This is a genomic window from Thermomonas sp. (genome assembly GCF_041919455.1).
Lineage (GTDB): Bacteria > Pseudomonadota > Gammaproteobacteria > Xanthomonadales > Xanthomonadaceae > Thermomonas.
On sequence record NZ_JAYRTQ010000008.1, the window covers coordinates 108348 to 127045 of the forward strand.

General features: G+C 67.9%; 18 protein-coding genes and 1 pseudogene. 8 read left to right on the forward strand and 11 right to left on the reverse strand.

All coding sequences use genetic code 11. The features are described from left to right. Positions 1-48 precede the first annotated feature (48 nt). From ACE3T8_RS07575 to ACE3T8_RS07585, 3 genes are all read right to left on the reverse strand, one after another. Complete coding sequence (locus ACE3T8_RS07575) at positions 49-1260, reverse strand: argininosuccinate synthase (protein WP_374608147.1); 1212 nt, start codon at positions 1258-1260, stop codon at positions 49-51. A gap of 67 nt (positions 1261-1327) precedes the next feature. Continuing rightward, the gene (locus ACE3T8_RS07580) at positions 1328-2335 is read right to left on the reverse strand and encodes an N-acetylornithine carbamoyltransferase (RefSeq protein ID WP_374608148.1); all 1008 of its coding nucleotides are present in this window, start codon (positions 2333-2335) and stop codon (positions 1328-1330) included. A 321-nt stretch (positions 2336-2656) separates the two neighbouring features. Beyond that, positions 2657-3112: a hypothetical protein gene (locus ACE3T8_RS07585; RefSeq protein WP_374608150.1), complete on the reverse strand. Its 456-nt coding sequence runs from the start codon at positions 3110-3112 to the stop codon at positions 2657-2659. 97 nt (positions 3113-3209) lie between these two features. Between ACE3T8_RS07585 and cysS the strand changes: the two genes are divergently transcribed. From cysS to ACE3T8_RS07600, 3 genes are read left to right on the forward strand one after another with little or no spacing between them, the layout of a single operon-like run. After that, entirely contained in the window at positions 3210-4586 is a 1377-nt protein-coding gene (cysS, locus tag ACE3T8_RS07590) for a cysteine--tRNA ligase (protein WP_374608152.1), read from the forward strand. Next, complete coding sequence (locus ACE3T8_RS07595; protein WP_187552418.1) at positions 4583-5041, forward strand: SufE family protein; 459 nt, start codon at positions 4583-4585, stop codon at positions 5039-5041. Before cysS ends, ACE3T8_RS07595 begins: the two co-directional genes overlap by 4 nt. Then, the gene (locus tag ACE3T8_RS07600) at positions 5038-6267 is read left to right on the forward strand and encodes an MFS transporter (RefSeq protein WP_374608154.1); all 1230 of its coding nucleotides are present in this window, start codon (positions 5038-5040) and stop codon (positions 6265-6267) included. Before ACE3T8_RS07595 ends, ACE3T8_RS07600 begins: the two co-directional genes overlap by 4 nt. Positions 6268-6349: 82 nt before the next feature. Here the strand turns inward: ACE3T8_RS07600 and ACE3T8_RS07605 are convergent, their stop codons facing one another. Both ACE3T8_RS07605 and dksA read right to left on the reverse strand, forming a co-directional pair. Next, complete coding sequence (locus ACE3T8_RS07605; RefSeq protein WP_187552420.1) at positions 6350-6550, reverse strand: CsbD family protein; 201 nt, start codon at positions 6548-6550, stop codon at positions 6350-6352. Between the two features lie 200 nt (positions 6551-6750). Then, a complete protein-coding gene (dksA, locus tag ACE3T8_RS07610) occupies positions 6751-7740 on the reverse strand; it encodes an RNA polymerase-binding protein DksA (protein WP_374608156.1) in 990 nt (329 codons plus the stop codon). Between the two features lie 123 nt (positions 7741-7863). Here dksA and yidD point away from each other — a divergent pair, with 123 nt between their 5' ends. The 3 genes and pseudogenes from yidD to ACE3T8_RS07625 form a co-directional block, all read left to right on the forward strand. Then, positions 7864-8094 carry a membrane protein insertion efficiency factor YidD gene (gene yidD, locus ACE3T8_RS07615; protein WP_374608158.1) on the forward strand — a complete coding sequence of 77 codons (231 nt, stop codon included), beginning with the start codon at positions 7864-7866 and terminating at the stop codon, positions 8092-8094. Then, the gene (locus tag ACE3T8_RS07620; RefSeq protein ID WP_374608160.1) at positions 8091-9437 is read left to right on the forward strand and encodes a dihydroorotase; all 1347 of its coding nucleotides are present in this window, start codon (positions 8091-8093) and stop codon (positions 9435-9437) included. Before yidD ends, ACE3T8_RS07620 begins: the two co-directional genes overlap by 4 nt. A gap of 125 nt (positions 9438-9562) precedes the next feature. Next, a pseudogene (locus ACE3T8_RS07625) lies at positions 9563-10306 on the forward strand (M23 family metallopeptidase); the annotation flags it as partial. 141 nt (positions 10307-10447) lie between these two features. Here ACE3T8_RS07625 and folE2 read toward each other — a convergent pair. The 6 genes from folE2 to efp form a co-directional block, all read right to left on the reverse strand. Continuing rightward, positions 10448-11374 carry a GTP cyclohydrolase FolE2 gene (folE2, locus tag ACE3T8_RS07630; protein WP_374608162.1) on the reverse strand — a complete coding sequence of 309 codons (927 nt, stop codon included), beginning with the start codon at positions 11372-11374 and terminating at the stop codon, positions 10448-10450. 61 nt (positions 11375-11435) lie between these two features. Continuing rightward, entirely contained in the window at positions 11436-12122 is a 687-nt protein-coding gene (locus ACE3T8_RS07635; RefSeq protein ID WP_374608164.1) for a phytoene/squalene synthase family protein, read from the reverse strand. Beyond that, positions 12119-12814, reverse strand: a complete 696-nt coding sequence (gene gph, locus ACE3T8_RS07640; protein WP_374608219.1) for a phosphoglycolate phosphatase — start codon at positions 12812-12814, stop codon at positions 12119-12121. Before gph ends, ACE3T8_RS07635 begins: the two co-directional genes overlap by 4 nt. Continuing rightward, positions 12793-13503: a bifunctional 2-polyprenyl-6-hydroxyphenol methylase/3-demethylubiquinol 3-O-methyltransferase UbiG gene (gene ubiG, locus ACE3T8_RS07645; RefSeq protein ID WP_374608166.1), complete on the reverse strand. Its 711-nt coding sequence runs from the start codon at positions 13501-13503 to the stop codon at positions 12793-12795. The genes gph and ubiG overlap by 22 nt, the downstream gene beginning before the upstream one ends. Continuing rightward, entirely contained in the window at positions 13500-14840 is a 1341-nt protein-coding gene (locus tag ACE3T8_RS07650) for a TRZ/ATZ family hydrolase (RefSeq protein ID WP_374608168.1), read from the reverse strand. The genes ubiG and ACE3T8_RS07650 overlap by 4 nt, the downstream gene beginning before the upstream one ends. A 4-nt stretch (positions 14841-14844) precedes the next feature. After that, positions 14845-15411, reverse strand: coding sequence for an elongation factor P (efp, locus tag ACE3T8_RS07655; RefSeq protein WP_374608170.1), 567 nt, complete (start codon positions 15409-15411; stop codon positions 14845-14847). Between the two features lie 92 nt (positions 15412-15503). On the opposite strand from efp, the gene epmB reads away from it, so the two are divergent. Both epmB and ACE3T8_RS07665 read left to right on the forward strand, forming a co-directional pair. Beyond that, positions 15504-16550: an EF-P beta-lysylation protein EpmB gene (gene epmB / locus ACE3T8_RS07660; protein WP_374608172.1), complete on the forward strand. Its 1047-nt coding sequence runs from the start codon at positions 15504-15506 to the stop codon at positions 16548-16550. Positions 16551-16589: 39 nt separating this feature from the next. Next, positions 16590-18671, forward strand: a complete 2082-nt coding sequence (locus tag ACE3T8_RS07665; RefSeq protein ID WP_374608174.1) for an EAL domain-containing protein — start codon at positions 16590-16592, stop codon at positions 18669-18671. Positions 18672-18698: the final 27 nt, after the last annotated feature.

An 18698-nucleotide genomic window follows, 5' to 3' on the forward strand; every position in this document is an offset into this window, starting at 1 on the left:
CTCCGTGTGGCACCCCGGATGCGCTTCGCTTATCCGGGCTACGTTCGCTCATTTTTCCTGATTGACCTGCGCCCACAGCGTGCTGCTCATGCCGAACAGCTTGATGAAGCCTTCGGCTTCCTCGACGCCCCAGTCGGCCGATTGCGCGTACGTCGCGCCCTTGCTGTTGAGGATGTGCGGCGAACGCACCGCCACCGCATCGACACGACCGCCGTTGGTACGCAACACCACCTCGCCATTGACCGTTGCCTGCGACGAGGCCAGGTAGGCCTCGAGATCGGTCTTCAGCGGGTCGTGGTAGAAGCCTTCGTAGACCAGCTCGACCCACTTCCTCGCGATGTCCGGCTTGAAGCGGTTCTGCAGCTTGGTCAGCACCGCTTCCTCCAGCGCGCGGTGCGCCGCCAGCAGTGCGGTCAGGCCGGGCGCCTCGAACACGATGCGGCCCTTCAGGCCGATGGTGGTGTCGCCGGTATACATGCCGCGGCCCACGCCGTACTGCGCGAACATGGTGTTGAGCTTGGCGAGGAGCTTGTCGCCGGGCAGGTCGACGCCGTCCAGTGCCACCGCCTCGCCGCCGACGAACCGCAGGCTGACTTCCAGCGCGTCGGTGGGCCAATGCTCGCGCTTCGCGCACCAACCGCGCGCGCCATCGCCGGGCGCTTCCCAGCTGTCGATCTCGGCGCCGGACATGGTCAGGCCCAGCAGGTTTTCGTTGATCGTGTACTGCTTCTGCTTGCTGCGCACGCCGAAGCCACGCTGCTCCAGGTAAGCCTGCTCGTAAGCGCGGGTCTGGGTGTGCTCTTTCTGAATCTCGCGGATCGGCGCCACGATCCGGTAATCGCCGCTGGCCTTGACCGCCAGGTCGAAGCGCACCTGGTCGTTGCCCATGCCGGTGCAGCCGTGGGCGATGGCATTGGTGCCGAGTTCCTTCGCGCGCGCCAGCGATGAATCGACGATCAGGTAGCGGTCCGACACCAGCAATGGGTACTGGCCCTGGTAGCCCTCGCCCGCCCACACGAATGGCTTGACGAAGCCGCTCCAGATCGCCGGCCCGCCATCCACGGTGACGTGGCTGGCGACGCCCAGTTCCGCGGCACGCTGCTCGATGAAGGCGCGTTCGTCCGCATCCACGCCACCGGTGTCGGCGAACACCGTATGCACGTTCCAGCCCTGCTCTTTCAGGTACGGCACGCAGAAACTGGTATCAAGGCCGCCGGAAAAGGCCAGGACGATGTCGCGGGAGTCATTGGGGGACGTCATTTCGATATCTCGTTGGTTGACTCCCTCTCACGCTGGCGGGAGAGGGCTCGGATGAGGGTTGAAAGGTTCAGCGGACCAGCGCAGCCATGATCGCCTTCTGCACATGCAGGCGGTTCTCGGCTTCGTCGATGGCGATGCAATTCGGCGAATCCATGACCGCGTCGCTGGCCTTGACGTTGCGGCGCAGCGGCAGGCAATGGCTGAAGACGCCGTTGTTGGTCAGCGCCATCTTGGCCTCGTCGACCATGAAGTGCCTGAACTGGTCGCGGATCGGCTTCTCGGGCTCCCAGTTGCCGAAATACGGCAGCGCGCCCCAGCTCTTGGCGTAGACCACATCGGCACCGGAGTACGCACTTTCGATGTCGTGGCTGACCGCCAGCGAACCGCCGCTCTCGGCCACGTTCTGCGCGGCCCAGTCCATGTAGCGCTGGTCGAGGACGTAGTCCGGCGTCGGGCACAGCAGGGTCACGTCCATGCCCATGCGGGTGGCGATGGTCAGCGCGGAATTCGCCACGGCCGTGTTGAGCGGCTTCGGATGATAGGTCCAGGTCAGCACGTACTTCTTGCCGCGCAGGTCGCTGCTGCCGAAGTGCTCCTGCAGCGCCAGCACATGCGCCAATTCCTGGCAGGGATGGGTGATCGTCTCCATGTTGATCACCGGCACCGGCGAATACTTCGCGAATGCCTTCAGCACGATGTCCTCGCGGTCGCGCTGCCAGTCGACGAATTTCGGGAATGCGCGCACGCCGATCAGGTCCACGTAGCGGCCCAGCACCCGCGCCACTTCGGCGATGTGCTCCTCGGTGTCGCCATCCATCACCGTGCCCAGGTCGAACTCGATCGGCCACGCATCCTTGCCCGGCTGCAGCACCACCGCATGCCCGCCCAACTGGAACGCCCCGAGCTCGAAACTGGTACGCGTCCGCATCGAAGGATTGAAGAACACCAGGGCGATCGACTTGCCTTTCAACTCGCTGCCGAGCTTGTTGCGCTTGAACAGCGCCGCCTGGGTCAACAGGGCGTCGAGGTCGGCCCGGCTCCAGTCCTGGGTGTTGAGGAAATGCTTGGGCTGCATCATCGGTTCCTTGGATCGGGGCGGTGGAAGGAGGACGGTTGCGCTTGAAACCTAGGGTGCCGCTCCTGCGCATCCTGCGCCCGCGGCATTCGTGCATCCTGCACGGCAAAACGAAAAAACCCAGCCTGCGGGCTGGGTCTTGACGGGAGATGCACGACAACGCGATCCGGTCTACCCAGCGGTTCGGGAAGGTTCCGGTCGGCGCGCACGCGACGTCATGCCGGAGGCCATCCGGGCAGAACTGGCGTAGCGCGTGGCGAGGGATGCGTGCATCAGGGCGCGGATGCTGACATGCCGCGTCGCAGCATGCAAGCGGCGGCCTCAGTCGTGCGGTTGGGGGGTGATCGAGACGCGCACCCGCAAGCGGTTGCCCGGGTCGCGCGCCATCCGCGTGCGGAACTTGCTTCCCTTGTAGACGTAGTCCACGTCGTAAGCGATCGGCCGGCGGAACTCGCGCGACACCGGCTCCATTCGGCAATTGCTCAGGCCAGCCCTGCGCTCTTCGGGCGTCGTGTTGCCGCTCAAACGGCCCTTCACCGAGCTCACAACACGCGACAATTTCGAATCGCCCTGCCGGCTTGCGTCGCAGACACGCTCTTGGCTGGTGGTGCGCAGGACCTGGTAGATCGGCTTTACCCCCAGGACCTGGGCGTAGTCGTAGCGCACGTTCTCGGGCGGGATGACGACCTCGGGCGGCGGATCCTGCGCGTACGCCATCGCCGACGCCAGAAGGGCGGTCGCGGACAGGCTCGAAAGGAAGGCGCGGCGCAGGATCATGCGTGCAAGTCTATCGGCGCGGGGCTCGACGGGTATGAATCAAGCCTGTCGTCGGCGCACTGGCCGTTACAATGCGTTGTCCAATGCGCCCGCCCCCATGACACTGCATCTCTACAACACCCTTGCCCGACGGACCGAACCGTTCACGCCGCTCGACCCCGCCTGCCCGACGATGTATGTCTGCGGGCCGACGGTCTACAACTACGTCCACATCGGCAATGCCCGCGGGCCGGTCGTGTTCGGGGTGCTCGCCGCCCTGCTCCGCCGCCGTTACGGCGGCCTGCGCTACGCGCGCAACATCACCGACGTCGACGACAAGATCAATGCGGCGGCCAGGGAACTCGGCACGCCGATCTCCTCGATCACCGACAAGTACGCGGCGGCGTATCGCGAGGACATGGCGATGCTCGGCGTGGATGGCGACTTCGCCCCCGACATCGAGCCCGCCGCGACCGCGCACATGCCGCAGATGATCGCGATGATCGAGCGGCTGATCGCCGAGGACCATGCGTATGCGGCCGAAGGCCACGTGCTGTTCGCGGTGGCCAGCTTCGACGGCTACGGCAAGCTCTCGCGCCGCGATACCGACGAGATGCTGGCCGGTGCGCGCGTAGAGGTGGCGCCGTACAAGCGCGACGCCGGCGACTTTGTGCTGTGGAAGCCCTCCACCGACGACCTGCCCGGCTGGGACTCGCCCTGGGGCCGCGGCCGCCCGGGCTGGCACATCGAATGCTCGGCGATGGCCGAGGCGCATCTCGGCGCGACCATCGACATCCACGCCGGCGGCATCGACCTGCAGTTCCCGCACCACGAGAACGAAGTCGCGCAGAGCGAGTGCGCGCATGGCGGTGCCCCGTTCGCACGCTGGTGGCTGCACAACGGCATGCTCAATTTCGGCGGCGCCAAGATGGCGAAGTCGGTCGGCAACATCCAGCGCGTCCACGACCTGGTCCGCGAGCATCCGCCGGAAGCACTGCGCTACGCGCTGCTGTCCGCGCAGTACCGACAGCCGCTGGAATGGTCGGATTCGCTCATCGAGCAATCGGTGCGCACACTGGATCGCCTGTACGGCACCTTGCGCGATCTGGCCGATGTAGATGCACAAGCGGTGATTCCCGCCAGCATCGAAGCCGCGCTCGACGACGACCTCAACACGACCGCGGCGCTGGCCGAAATCGCCCGCATCGCCGGCGAAGCGCGCAAGGCCGCATCGGCCGAAGATCGGGCCGCGCTGAAATCGCAGCTGCTTGGCGCAGGCAGGGTGCTCGGCCTGCTGCAACAGACGCCGACTGCATGGTTCGCCCGCGGCGCCTCGAACGATGACGACGCGCGCATCCAGGCCTTGATCGACGAACGCATCGCCGCCAAGGCATCGCGCGACTTCGCCCGCGCCGATGCGATCCGCCAGCAGCTTGCCGAAGAAGGCATCCTGCTCGAAGACACCACGGCAGGCGTGCGCTGGAAACGCGCATGAGCGACTCGCCCTTCCCGCTCGAAGCGACGCCGGCCGAAGCGCAGGCCGCCATCGCCGAAGAATTTGCGTTCTTCGGCGACTGGTCGGAGCGCTACCAGTACCTGATCGACCTCGGCCGCAAGCTGCCGCCCTTCCCCGATGCCTGGAAGAGTGAGGAGCATCGCCTGCTCGGTTGCCAGTCGATGGTCTGGATCGTGCCATCGGGTGACGCAGCGAAGCTCGAATTCGCCGCCGCCAGCGATTCGGCCATCGTCTCGGGCCTGGTGTTCTTGGCCCTGCGCGTCTACTCGGGGCGCAGCGCCCAGGAGATCCTGGCCACCGATCCCGACTACATCGCCGCCATCGGCCTGGCCAAACACCTGTCGCCGACCCGCAGCAACGGCCTGGCCGCCTTGCTGGCCTTCATCCGCGAACATGCCATGCACATGCAGGCCAGGGCCACCCTGCACGAATGAGCGCGCTGCCGATGTCGCCGCTGGCCAGCATCGGTTTCCGCTGGTTGATGCTGTATCGGATCTGCACGCTGTTCTCTTACCAGATCGTCGCGGTCACCGTGGGCTGGCATGTCTACGAGCTCACCCGCGACCCCTGGTCGCTGGGCCTGATCGGCCTGGCCGAGGTCATTCCGTTCTTCTGCGTGGCACCGTTCTCCGGTTATCTGGTCGATCACCTGCGCCGACGCCGGCTGGGCGCGATCGCCTGCACCGTGCTCGCCTTCAATGCGATCGTGCTGGCCCTGCTCACGACCGGTGTCCTGCCGCTGCAAGGCCTGTGGCCGATCTACCTGGCGATCGCCATTGGCGGCGTGGGCCGTTCCTTCCTCGGCCCCGTGCACAACGCATTGTTCGCGCGGGTCCTGCGCCGCGATCAGTTCGCGCGCGGGGCCAGCATCGGCAGCGTGGTGTTCCAGACCGGCCTGGTATTGGGACCGGCGATCGGAGGCCTGCTGGTCGGTGCCGCCGGCAAATGGGTGGCCTATGCGCTGGCCGCGGTGTTCGCGTTGGCCGCAGCAGGTGCACTCCTGTGCATGCCGGTGAGCGAACCGCCGCAGCCCCTGCAACGCGGCCCGGTGTTCGCCAGCATCGGCGAGGGCCTGCGCTTCGTGTTCGGCCACCAGATCCTGCTGGCCGCGCTGGCGCTGGACATGTTCGCGGTGCTGTTCGGTGGCGCGATTTCACTCGCCCCGGCCTTCATCAAGGAGGTGCTGAACACCGGCCCGGAGGCGCTCGGCATCCTGCGTGGTGCACCCGCCCTCGGTTCGGTGGCAGCGGCGCTGTGGCTGGCGCGGCATCCGCTACAGGCGAACGCCGGGCGCATCATGTTGGCGGCCGTCGCCTGTTTCGGCGCGTGCATGATCGGCTTCGGTCTGAGCACGGCATTCTGGTTGTCGGTGTTCTTCCTGCTGCTGTCGGGTGTGTTCGATGGCGTGTCGGTGGTGCTGCGCTCGACCGTGCTGCAGCTGTGCACGCCGGACGAGATGCGTGGACGCGTGTCTTCGGTCAACAGCATCTTCATCAGTTCGTCGAACGAACTCGGCGCGTTCTATGCCGGTTCGATGGCCCGCCTGCTGGGTCTGGTGCCGGCCGTCGTTGTGGGCGGCTTCGTCACCATTGGCGTGGTGGGGATCACAGCGTGGAAGGCACCGCGCCTGCGCAAGCTGGATCTACGCGAGCTGCAGTAGCGTAAGTCCGCATCTGCGCGCATGGAAAAGCCCGGCGCATGCGCCGGGCTTTCGTTTCGACTGATGGCTGATTCCGCTGGAATCAGTTCAGCGTATTGCGGAAGTCGGAGACTTCCTTGTCGGCGCGATCGCGCTGCCAGCCGTACTTTTCCTGCAGCTTGCCGGAGAGGTATTCGCTGTTGCCTTCGGCGACGTCGAACACGTCATCGGTGAGGTCGCCCCACTTCGCCTGGGCCTTGCCCTTCAGCTGCTTCCAGTTGCCGGCGATGATGTCCTTGTTCATGTGCAGTGCTCCTTTGGGGGAATGACGCGGCAACAAGGCGGTCGTGTCTGTCTGTTGCCACCCGCACAGATTGCACCTGCCCGTGTAGCGGGCAGGTGCAGGTTTCGTTAGCCGACACTCACGAACACCAACGGATGTTCAGCCGAAAACGAAGACGGCGCCTCTCGGCGCCGTCTCATGAACTGGCAGGACGGGAAAGATCAGTCGCCCATCTGCTTCTGCATGTGCTCCCAGCGTTCCTGCGCATCGATGGTGCGCTCGGCGGTGAGCCGCGCTTCCATGCGATCCAGGCCGATTTCCTCACCGGTATCCACGCAGAAGCCGTAGTCCCCGCCGTCCAGTCGCTTCAGCGTGCTGTCGATCTTGCCGATCAGCTTGCGGTAACGGTCGCGGGTGCGCAGTTCCAGCGAGTTCTCGGTCTCGCGGGTGGCGCGTTCGGCTTCATCGCCGACATCGCGCACTTCTTCCTTGAGGTTCTCGATGGTCTGCTTGGATTCCTCGACCAGGTCGCTGCGCCAGTTGAACAGGCGCTGGCGGAAATACTCGAGCTGCAACGGGCTCATGTATTCCTCGTCTGCCGCGGGCTTGTAGCCCACCGGCAGGATCGGACGGCCGGTCGCCTCGTCGGTCTGGTACGGAACGACCTTGAGCTTGCCCTTCGGCGCGGGGCTGGCGGGCTTGGAGACCACCGCCACCGCGACCTTGCCCTGCGGCTTGCGCACGACCGTGGCCGGCTTGGGAGCGGCGACCTGCACTGCTTCCTTCTTCGGTGCCGGCGCGGCCTTCGACGGGGCGGGGGCGGTCTTGGCCGGCGCGGCCTTCGCAGGTGCCGGCTTGGCGGCTGCCGGCGCGGGCGCAACCGTCTTCGCGGGCGCTACCTTCGCGGGTGCCGGCTTGGTCACGGCGGCCTGCTTCGGGGCCGGAGCTGCAACCACCTTCTTCGCAGGTGCCGGCTTCTTCGCCGGTGCGGCCTGCTTGGCCACCGGCTTGGCTGCCGGCTTCTTGGCGGGGACCGGCTTTTTCGCCGGAGCCGTCTTCTTGGCCACCGGCTTGGCTGCCGGCTTCTTCGCCGGGGCGGCCTTCTTGGCCACGGGCTTGGCGGCCGGCTTCTTCACGGGGGCGGACTTCTTCGCCGGAGCGGCCTTCTTGGCCGGCTTGGCGGCCTTTTTCACGGGTTTCTTCGCTGCCACGAGCAGGTATTCCTCGATGTTCCCTTGAGACGGGAAAGCGCGCTGTTATACCCTGCCGGGCAGACAGCGGCAACCGCGACAGACTGCGCCCCGCCGCGCGCAAGGCCCGTGATCGACCCATCCTTGATCAGTCAATCCCTCATCGCACTGCTGCGCGGCTACAAGCGCTGGATCAGCCCCCTGCTCGGCACCCGTTGCCGGTTCGTGCCCACCTGTTCGGAGTACGCGATGGAGGCGATCGGCCGGTTCGGCGCACTCAAGGGCAGCTGGCTGGCGATCCGCCGCATCGGCCGCTGCCATCCCCTGCATCCCGGCGGGCACGATCCCGTCCCGCCCGCCAAGGAACCGACATGACCTCCACCCTGATCGTCAACGCCCGGCTGGTGAACGAAGGCCGCGAATTCGACGGCGACCTGCGCTTCGCGGACGGCCGCATCGAGCAGATCGGCAACGGCCTGCCTGCACGCGCTGGAGAAACCGTCATCGATGCCGCTGGCCGTCGCCTGCTGCCCGGGATGATCGACGACCAGGTGCACTTCCGCGAACCCGGCATGGAATACAAGGCGGACATGGCGATCGAATCGGCCGCGGCGGTCGCCGGGGGCCTGACCAGCTTCATGGACATGCCCAACACCGCGCCGCCGACGCTGAACAAGGACGCGCTGGAAGACAAATACCGCCGTGCCGCCGGGCGCTGCCACGCGAACTACGGCTTCTACATGGGCGCGAGCAACGACAACCTGGCGGATGTCCGTGCGATCGACCCGAAGGCCACGCCCGGCCTGAAGGTCTTCATGGGCGCGTCCACCGGCAACATGCTGGTCGACAACCCGGAGACGCTGGACGCGATCTTCCGCGACACCCCGGTGCCGATCATCACCCATTGCGAAGACACCCCGACCATCGACGCCACCCTCGCCGTGTACAAGGCGAAGTACGGCGACGACATCCCGGTCGAATGCCATCCGGACATCCGCAGCCGCGAGGCCTGCATCAAGTCCACGCGACTCGCGCTGGAACTCGCGCGCAGGCACGGCACGCAACTGCACGTGCTGCACATCAGCACCGCCGACGAACTGGCACTGTTCGAGCAGGGCCCGCTGATCCGCGCCGACGGCAGCCGCAAGAGGATCACCGCCGAGACCTGCGTGCATTTCACCCGCTTCGCCCGCGGCGACTACGCGCGGCTGGGCAACCTGATCAAGTGCAATCCCGCCATCAAGGACGAGGCCGACCGCGAAGCGCTGATCGACGCGCTGGCGCAGGACCGCATCGACATCCTCGCCACCGACCACGCCCCGCACACGCTGGAAGAAAAGGCGAAGCCCTATGCGGGCGCCCCCAGCGGCCTGCCGCTGGTGCAGTTCGCCCTGAACGCGGCGCTGGAACTGGTGCACGAGGGCCGGCTGAGCACCGCGCAGGTCGTGCAGAAGTTCGCGCATGCGCCGGCGCAGCTGTTCGACGTGGCCAACCGCGGCTTCCTGCGCGAAGGCTATGCGGCCGACCTGGTCTTGATCGACGACACCCCGTTCACCGTGCAACGTAGCGACGTCCTGAGCCGGTGCGGCTGGTCGCCGTTCGAAGGCACCACCTTCCACGCGCGGATCGCCGCGACCTGGGTCAACGGCGTGCTGGCGTGGGACGGTTCAGCACTGGTCGGTGAGCCTGCCGGGCAACGCCTCCAGTTCGACCGCTGATGCCGTTGCGTCCGCTGCTCGCCCTGCTCTGCCTCGCCATGGCCAACGTGGCGCCGGCGCAGCAGCGCGCCGACACCGCCCTGCCGCCGCCACTCACCCTGCGCGACCGCGGCGATGTGCTCGGCGTCGTGTTCCCGGGTTCCGTCTCCCAGGGCGCGATGGTGGTCGGCAAGGTGCCCGCCGGCAGCAAGGTGCGCTACGGCGACCGCGAACTGCGGGTCACGCCGTACGGCAGCGTGGTGTTCGGCGTGGGCCGCGACGCGGCCGGGCCACTGCAGGTCCAGGTGCAGGCGCCGAATGCGCCCGCTCGCGACATCAGCATCGCAGTGACACCGCGCGACTGGCCGATCGAACGCATCAACGGCGTGCCGCCCGCGACGGTGAACCCGCCCAAGGCGATCGCAGAACGCATCGAACGCGAGCAGGCACGCGTGGTCGCGGTGCGTTCCCGCGACGATGCCCGCACCGGCTTCGCGCAAACCTTCAGCTGGCCCGTGCAAGGCCGCATCAGCGGCCGCTTCGGCAACCAGCGCGTGTACAACGGCACGCCGAAATCGCCGCATTCCGGCATGGACATCGCCGCGCCGAACGGCACCCCGGTCAAGGCCCCCGCCGACGGCATGGTCACCTTCGCGGACACCGGCCTCTACCTCACCGGCGGCACCGTGGTGCTCGACCACGGCCACGGCATCAGCAGCAATTTCCTGCACCTGTCGCGGATCGACGCGAAAGTCGGGGACGTGGTGAAACAGGGCGACATCATCGCCGCCGTGGGCGCCACCGGGCGTGCGACCGGCCCGCACCTGCACTGGGGCATGAACTGGTTCGACGTGCGGATCGATCCGTTGCTGGTGCTGGAGCGCGACTAACCGAAACGGTTTGTGCTCGTCACCCCGGCGAAAGCCGGGATCCAGCTCTTCATCTGGAAAGCCCTGTAGCCCGGGTAAGCGCAGCGCACCCGGGACCGTATTTCCACGAAGCCCCGGATGCGGCCTTTGGCCTTGTCCGGGCTACGGCAGATTCCTGCCGCTCACGCTCGCCACCGCGTCATGCGGATGCAGGCTCTCGAAGTGCGCGACACGCACCTGCCAGGCGGCCACGCGCGCATCCCCTGCCAACGCGGCGGCCACGCGGCGCGCGGCGTCCTCGCAGAACATCAGGTTGGCCGCGTTGAGTTCGGCGAAGGCCTGTTCGTCCTCGCGCTTGACCGCGGTCTGCACCGGCGTGCCCAGCGCGGCTTCCACCGCATCGACCAGCGAGCGCAGCGGCAACTCATCGAACGCGGGCTTAAGCTCGACGCGCATTTCGGCGCGGCTGCGCTGCGCGTGCGGGGTCGCGGCCAGGCCGCGCTCGGACGCCAGCCAGTCGCGCACCGCGTCGGCGGACAGCGCGCGCGCATCGGCGAAATCGGCGGCAAAGCGAGCCGCATTGACCTGCCGCGACAGCGCCGCGGAGGCCGGGCAGGTACTCGAATACTCCACCGAAAAGCCCAGCCATAACTGCAGGTGGCCATCGCGCAATTCGGCGTCCAGCGTCACCGGATAGTGCTTCCAGCCGGCGTTGGCGCTGGCCAGTGCCGGCCGCAGCAGCAGGTGGTCGTAGCGCAGGCGCAGGCGCGCACGCGTCGAGAGCCCTTGCTGCGTCGCGATGCAGGTTTCCAGCAGCTTGCGCAGTCCCGGCGCGCTCAGCGCCTCGTTGGCAAGCGACTGCTGCAACTGCAGGTACAGCCGCGACATGTGGATGCCACGCGCCGTGGCGTCGCGCAGGTCCACGGCGACGTCCACGCTGGCCGGCACGTGCAGGGCCTGGCCGGCCTCGCCCTGCAGGCGGATCGGCATCGCCATCGCGTCCATGCCGACCCAGTCCAGCGGGCGGCCGAGCGCGGCGGTGTCGAAGGCGACGTCGGGCAGCGAGGCATGGCGGGTGGCATTGTGCATCGCCGCATTGTACCGGCGCGGCGGTGAGCGCCTGCGCAACGCTGCGTGCCGCGGGGTAGGCTCAGCCGCGGGCGGCGCGCCAGGCGGTGAACAACACCCCGGGGCGGCTCATCGGCACCGGCTTGCCGCCGGCGAACCGCTGCAGGCGGCCGCGGACGATGGCGGCATGGATGCGGCCCGGACGCGAGCCCTGCGCCGGGGTGGGCCACTGCGCCAGCAAGCCGCGGGCCCAGCCGCGCACGTCGAGGTCGCCCAGCGGCGTCGCCGCGTCGGGATGCCGCAGCACGCGTTCGGCCAGCAGGGACAGCACGACGTTGCGGGCAGGCGCAGGCGTGGCGCTGTCGAACAGGTGCTGGGCCACGCCGGCAAGGGCCTCGGCATACGGCTCCAGCGCGAACATCGCGGGCACCAGTCCTTGCGGACGCTCGCGGCTTGCGCGCAAGGCCGGCAGGCAGGCCGCCAGGTTGGCCCAAGGTGCAGGCAGTTTCTGCAGGGTCAGGCCCAGCGGATGCCGGCGGATCCCGCGCGACCAGCCATCCAGTTCCTCCGCCCACCAGCCCAGCTTGGCATCGCCGGGGCGTGCATCGCCCTCGCCCCAGGCCGCTTCCGCCAGTTCCTCGCGCAGGGCGAACCAGGCCTGCGCCCGCTCGCGCTGGGACGCGGGCACGAACGCCTCGGCCACCTTCCACTCGGGCCACTGCGCTTCCCATTTGCCCAGGAAACCCCGGAGTGCGTCGGTTTCGCTCATCGCAATCGCGCCCAGAACGTGGGGGCCACCAAGTCGCCCGGCCTGTCCGCCAGCGCGTCGGCGCCCCACTCGTCCGGGCGTTCCCCCTCGTCCCGATACCCCCACAACGCTACCACCGAACGCATGCCAGCCGCCCGCGCGGCGTCGATGTCGCGCTGGTCGTCGCCGATGTAGACGCAGTCCTCGATGGCCGCGCCGAGCTGCTCCGCCGCGTGCAGCAGCGGCAGCGGATGCGGCTTGCGCTCGGCCAGGGTGTCGCCACCGAGCAGGATCGCGCTGCGCGTGTCCCAGCCCAGTTGCGGCATCACCTGCCGGGCCAGGTATTCGGGCTTGTTGGTGATGATGCCCCAGCGCGCGCCGTCGGCCTCGATCGCGTCCAGCAGTTCAGGCACGCCTGCAAACAGCACGCTGCTGCGACCGAGCTCCTGTTCGTAGGTGTCCAGGAACTCGCGGATCATCGGCGCGGGCACGTCGCCGCCGAGTTCCGGGAACGCCGCCGCGCTCATCGCCCGCGAGCCCTTCGACACATGCGGACGCAGTTCGGCCAGCGGCATCGGGGCCTGCCCGCGCGTGGCGCGCATGCGATTGACCGTGGCGACCATGTCCGGCGCACTGTCCAGCAGGGTGCCGTCCAGGTCGAACAGCACCAGTCGTGGGAAGGTACCCGCACTCATCCAGGCTTGCGCGCGCAGGCGAGGTAGTTGATGTCGGTGCGCGCGATGACGCGGGCGCTGTTGCGCCACGGCTCGTACATCAGGCCGCTGACATCCTCCAGCTCCAGGCCGGCATCGCGCAGCCACTTCGCCAGCTCCGAGGGCTTGATGAAGTCGCGGTACTGGTGCGTGCCCTTGGGCAGCAGCCGCGCCACGTACTCGGCGCCGACGATGGCCAGCGCGAAAGCGGCCGGCGTGCGGTTGAGGGTGGACAGGAACAGCCGTCCGCCCGGCTTCAACAGCGTCGCGCAGGCCTGGATCACCGAACCCGGCTCCGGCACGTGCTCCAGCATTTCCATGCAGGTGATCGCGTCGAACGATCCCGGCGCTTCCTCCGCGAGTTGTTCGACGGGCATCTCGCGGTAGTCGACCTTGATCCCCGACTCCAGCCCATGCAGCCGCGCGACCTTGAGCAGGTTCGGCGCGAGGTCGATGGCGGTGACCTTTGCGCCGGCCTGCGCCAGCGCTTCGCTCAGCAGGCCGCCGCCACAGCCGACATCGAGCACCGCGGCATCGCGCAACGAGGTGCGCTCCGCGACATAGCCGAGGCGCGCCGGGTTCAAGGCGTGCAGGGCCTTCTGCGGGCCGTCCGGATCCCACCAGCGCTGGGCCAGTTCGTCGAACTTGTCGAGTTCGGCCTGCGAGAAATTCCGGGCGGATGCGGTCATGCGGGCCTCACGGTGGCGATGCGTTCGCGCCACTGGCGCGCGTTGGCGATGATCCCGTCCAGGTCCATGTCGACCAGCACGCGCTGGCGCACTTTCTGGTCGCCGGCGATCCAGACATCACTGACCTGGTGGCGGCCGGTGGCGTAAACCAGTTGCGAGACCACGTTGTGCAGGGGCTGGGTTTCCAGCGCCGACAGATCCACGCAGGCGATGTCGGCCTGCTTGCCGGGCTCAAGGCTGCCGACCAGATGGTCGAATCCGATCGCCTTGGCACCGCCCAGCGTGGCCGCGCGCAGGGCGGCGTGGGCATCGAAGCCGGCCGCATCGTTCGCCACCGCCTTGGCCAGCAAGGCCGCGGTGCGGGTTTCGCCGACCATGTCGAGGTCGTTGTTCGATGCGCAGCCGTCGGTGCCGATGGCCAGGGTCACGCCGGCGCGTTCCAGCGCACAGGCCGGGCAGAACCCGGAGGCCAGCTTGAGGTTGGATTCCGGGCAATGCACCACGCTGACGCCGCGTTCGGCGCAGAGATGGATCTCGGCCTCGGTGAGCTGGGTCATGTGCACCGCGATCAGGCGGTCGTTGACCAACCCAAGGCGGTCGAGCCTCGCGATCGGGCGCTGGCCATGCTGTTCGAGGGATTGCTGCACTTCCTGCGCGGTCTCGTGCAGGTGCAGGTGCACCGGCACGTCGAGCTGGTCGGCGAGCATGCGCACGCGCTCGAAGTTGGCGTCGTTCACCGTGTACGGCGCGTGCGGGGCGAACGCGGTGCGGATCAGCGCGTCGTCGCGCCACTGGTCGTGCACTTCACCGGCGCGGTCGAAGTATTCGTCGTCGGAACTCGCCCACGCAGTCGGGAAATCGATCACCGGCAGGCCAACCCGCGCGCGGAAGCCGTGGCGCTTGTAGGTCGCGGCCTGCACGTCGGGGAAGAAATAATTCTCGTTGCAGCAGGTGGTGCCGCCGCGGAGCATTTCGGCGATCGCCAGGGTCACGCCGTCGGCGACGAAGCCGGGGCCGATCACCGCGCCCTCGATCGGCCAGATGTGTTCCTGCAGCCAGACCTTGAGCGGCAGGTCGTCGGCGACGCCACGCAGCAGGGTCATCGGGTTGTGGGTGTGCGCGTTGACCAGGCCGGGGATCAACGCGGCGTCCGGGCGCGACACGATCTGCTTCGCCTGGAAGCCTGCGCGGGCCTCCGCGATCGGCAACACGGCGACGATCGCGCCGCCGGACACGACGACGGCGTGATCCGCCAGGACCACGCCGTGCGGGACGACCGGCACCACCCAGCCGGCTTCGATGATGAGATCGCAGGCCTGCCGGGCGAGTTCGGTCATCGGCTTACTTCACGCGGGAGACGTATTCGCCGCTGCGGGTGTCGACCTTGATGACCTCATCCTGGCCGACGAACAGCGGCACGCGCACCACCGCGCCGGTTTCCAGCGTTGCCGGCTTGCCACCGGTGCCGGCGGTGTCGCCCTTCACGCCCGGATCGGTCTCGGTGATCTTCAGTTCGACGAAGTTCGGCGGGGTGACCTGGATCGGGTTGCCGTTGAACAGGGTGACCACGCAGTCCTCTTCGCCCTTGATCCACTTGGCGGCATCGCCCACGCCGGCCTTGTCGGCTTGCACCTGCTCGAAGCTCTCCTGGTTCATGAAGTGCCAGTATTCGCCATCGGCGTACAGGAACTGCATGTCGGTATCGACCACGTCGGCGGCTTCCACCGAATCCGTGGACTTCATGGTGATTTCCTGCACGCGGCCGGTGCGGATCTGGCGGTAGCGCACGCGGGTGAAGGCCTGGCCCTTGCCGGGCTTCACGTAATCGGTCTCGAAAATGACCGAGGGTTCGTTGTTGACCAGGATCTTCATCCCGTTCTTGACGTCGTTCATGCCCAGGGTGGCCATGGGTGCTCCTTCGCGCCACCCGCCGGGCGGCTAAAATATGTGGTTTGAGGATTCCGGCTCGACCGGACCGCGGATTTGGATCGCAGACGCACATGATACCCGCTGCCCCCTTGGCCTTGCAGCCTTCCCCCGCCCTGCGCTGGCAGCAGGCATGGCGCGAGGCCGTGCGCGATCCGCGCGAATTGCTGGCAATGCTGGGCCTTGACGCGCTGGCCGAGGGCCTTTCCGATGCCGCAGCCAGCCAGTTCCCGTTGCGGGTGCCGCGCGGCTTCGTCGCCCGCATGCGCCATGGCGACCCGACCGACCCCCTGTTGCGGCAGGTGCTGCCGATCCTCGATGAGGATCGCATCGTCCCCGGCTTCGGCCTGGATGCCGTGGGCGATGGCGCGGCCCGTCGCGGTGGCGGGGTCATCCACAAGTACAACGGGCGTGCCCTGCTGATCGCCACCGGCAGTTGTGCCGTGCATTGCCGCTACTGCTTCCGTCGCCACTACCCGTATGCCGAGGACACCGCGGCCGCGGCCGGCTGGCGCGAAGCGGTCGAGACGATCCGCGCCGATGCTTCCATCCACGAGGTGATCCTGTCCGGTGGCGACCCGCTCTCGCTGGCCGACCACAAACTGGCGGAACTGACCGATGCGTTGCGCGGTATCCCGCACCTCCGCCGCCTGCGCATCCACACCCGCCTGCCGATCGTGCTGCCGGAGCGGGTCGATGCCGGCGTGCTGGCCTGGCTGCGCGGACTGCGGTGGCCGGTCGCCATCGTGGTCCATGCCAACCATGCCAACGAGTTCGACGCCGCTGTCGATGCCGCGATGGCTGCCCTGCGTGACGCCGGGGCCACGTTGCTCAACCAGGCCGTCCTGCTGCGCGGGGTCAACGATTCGCTGGAAGCACTCGCCGACCTGTGCGAACGCGGCCATGCGGCCGGCGTCCTGCCGTACTACTTGCATCAGTTGGATCGGGTGGCCGGTGCCGCCCATTTCGAGGTGGACGATGCGCAGGCACTGGCCCTTCACGCCGGGCTGGCGGCCCGCCTGCCTGGCTACCTGGTTCCGAAACTGGTGCGTGAGGTCGCCGGTGCGCCGGGCAAGACCCCGCTGGTGGCCGTGGACGCAGGCAGTCCCGTTGGCGGATGATGTAGCCTTGCCCCATCACGCATGGATTGCAGCCCCCGCATGGCGATCGGCAAGGACACCGCTCTACGACTGATGCTCGTCGACGACCAGGTCAACGAGGCCGAGGCCATCGTCAGCAGCCTGCGCAATGCCGGCATCGCCGTGCGCCCGCTGCGCGCGGAAACCATCGACGAGCTGGCCAGCATCCTGGCCCAGCAACCGGTCGACATGGTCCTGGCCGAATACGCGTCCACGCAGATGCCGTTCGCCGAAGTAGCGATGGTGGTCATGGGCTGCGGGCGCGACGTGCCGCTGCTCGCCGTGCTCGACGGCATCACCGACGAAATCCTGGACAGCGTGCAGGCGCAGGGTGCGCAGACAGTCGCCCTGCGCGGCCGCCCGCAGCAGTTCCTGAAGATCGTGCGTACCGAATGGCACGACTTGGACGCCCGCCGCTCGCAGCGGCACCTCGAGGCGCAGATGCGCGAGACCGAACGCCGCTGCGACATGCTCATCGACTCCTCCCGCGAGCCGATCGCCTACATCCACGAAGGCATGCACATCCGCGCCAACCAGGCCTACCTGGAGATGTTCGGCTACGACAGCTTCGAGGACATCGAAGGCATGTCGCTGCTGGACCTGATCGCGCCGAAGGACGTGGAGGAGTTCAAGGCCCTGCTCAAGCGGCTGTCCAAGGGCGAGCCGCCACCGCCTCGGCATGAACTCACCGCGCGCGACATCGACGGCGACGACTTTCCGGCCGTGATGGAATTCACCGCCGCGCAGTACGAGGGCGAGGCGTGCCAACAGGTGATCTTCCGCCGCCAGGCCGTGGAGCAGGATCCCGAACTGGCCCGCCAAGTCGAGGAACTCAAGCAACGCGACCAGGCGACCGGGTTGTACAACCGCCCGACGTTCCTCGGCCAGCTGGATAGCGCGGTCGCCGAAGCCGCCGGCCAAGGGGCCGTGCATGGCCTACTGCTGATCGAACCGGACCACTACGCACAACTGCTCGACGTGATCGGGCTGGATGCGGCCGACGACCTGATGGCGGCGATGGGCCAGCGCCTGGACAGCGTCGCCAATGGCGCGACCACTGCCCGCTTCGGCGAACACCAGCTCGCCTTGCTCGCCCGCGGCAGCGACTACCGCAGCACCAGCGAACTCGCCGAGAGCGTCCGCGCGGCGTTCGCCGGGCATGTGCTGGAGGTCGGCGACAACACCCTCAATGCCACCGTCAGCATCGGTGGCGTGCAGATCGGCGAGAAGATCGCCAGCACCAGCCAGGTCCTGGCCAAGGCCAGCCAGGGAGTGGTGTCCGCAGTCGGCGTGGGCGGCAACCGCGTGCAGCTGTTCGATCCCGGCGCCGTCGATCGCGCCGAGCAGGAGCGCATCGCCGCCTGGGTGGCGCGCATCCAGGGCGCGCTGGACAGCGAAGGCTTCCGCCTGGACTTCCAGCCGGTGATCGCCCTGCAGGGCGACGGCAGCGAAACCTACGAGATGTTCCTGCGCCTGCACGGCAGCGATGGCGTGCCGGTCGAGGCCAGCACCTACCTGCCCATCGCCGAAGAGCATGACCTGCTGCGTCCGATCGATCGCTGGGCCGTTTCCCGTGCGATCGCCCTGATCAGCGAACGGTTACGCCATGGCAAGCGCACCAGCCTGCTGCTGTCGGTGTCGCAGGAAGCGTTGCTGGACCCCAGCATGCCGGCCTTCATCGCCAGCCAACTGGCCGAGGCCGGCGTGCCTGGCGAGCAGCTGATCCTGGCGGTGCCGGAAGCGAAGGTGTTCACCAACCTGCACGCGGCGCAGGAATTCGCCGGGGCACTGGCGGGCTTCGGCAGCAGGATGGCGCTGGAGCATTTCGGCGCCGGGCTCAATTCGCTGCAGACCCTGCAGCACTTCGAGCCGGCCCTGCTCAAGATCGACCCGCAGTTCATGGACGACCTGGCCAAGAGCGCGGACTCGCAGGCGCGCGTGCGCGAGATCGCCACCACGGCGGGTGCGCGCGGCATCCGCACCGTCGCCGAACGGGTGCTGGACGCGTCCAGCATGACCCTGCTGTTCTCGGCCGGCGTGGACTACGTGCAGGGCGACTTCCTGGCTCCGGCCGGTCCGGAGATGACCTACGATTTCAGCTGATCGCAGCCGTGTCGCCACCATGGAAAA

Coding starts and splice junctions, on each gene's coding strand:
- cysS (WP_374608152.1), top strand. CDS start 3,210: ATGACACTGCATCTCTACAACACCCTTGCCCGACGGACCGAACCGTTC.
- ACE3T8_RS07635 (WP_374608164.1), bottom strand. CDS start 12,122: ATGAGCGAAACCGACGCACTCCGGGGTTTCCTGGGCAAATGGGAAGCG.
- ubiG (WP_374608166.1), bottom strand. CDS start 13,503: ATGACCGCATCCGCCCGGAATTTCTCGCAGGCCGAACTCGACAAGTTC.
- ACE3T8_RS07585 (WP_374608150.1), bottom strand. CDS start 3,112: ATGATCCTGCGCCGCGCCTTCCTTTCGAGCCTGTCCGCGACCGCCCTT.
- ACE3T8_RS07665 (WP_374608174.1), top strand. CDS start 16,590: ATGGCGATCGGCAAGGACACCGCTCTACGACTGATGCTCGTCGACGAC.
- efp (WP_374608170.1), bottom strand. CDS start 15,411: ATGGCCACCCTGGGCATGAACGACGTCAAGAACGGGATGAAGATCCTG.
- epmB (WP_374608172.1), top strand. CDS start 15,504: ATGATACCCGCTGCCCCCTTGGCCTTGCAGCCTTCCCCCGCCCTGCGC.
- ACE3T8_RS07605 (WP_187552420.1), bottom strand. CDS start 6,550: ATGAACAAGGACATCATCGCCGGCAACTGGAAGCAGCTGAAGGGCAAG.
- ACE3T8_RS07580 (WP_374608148.1), bottom strand. CDS start 2,335: ATGCAGCCCAAGCATTTCCTCAACACCCAGGACTGGAGCCGGGCCGAC.
- ACE3T8_RS07595 (WP_187552418.1), top strand. CDS start 4,583: ATGAGCGACTCGCCCTTCCCGCTCGAAGCGACGCCGGCCGAAGCGCAG.
- ACE3T8_RS07575 (WP_374608147.1), bottom strand. CDS start 1,260: ATGACGTCCCCCAATGACTCCCGCGACATCGTCCTGGCCTTTTCCGGC.
- ACE3T8_RS07650 (WP_374608168.1), bottom strand. CDS start 14,840: ATGACCGAACTCGCCCGGCAGGCCTGCGATCTCATCATCGAAGCCGGC.
- ACE3T8_RS07600 (WP_374608154.1), top strand. CDS start 5,038: ATGAGCGCGCTGCCGATGTCGCCGCTGGCCAGCATCGGTTTCCGCTGG.
- folE2 (WP_374608162.1), bottom strand. CDS start 11,374: ATGCACAATGCCACCCGCCATGCCTCGCTGCCCGACGTCGCCTTCGAC.
- ACE3T8_RS07620 (WP_374608160.1), top strand. CDS start 8,091: ATGACCTCCACCCTGATCGTCAACGCCCGGCTGGTGAACGAAGGCCGC.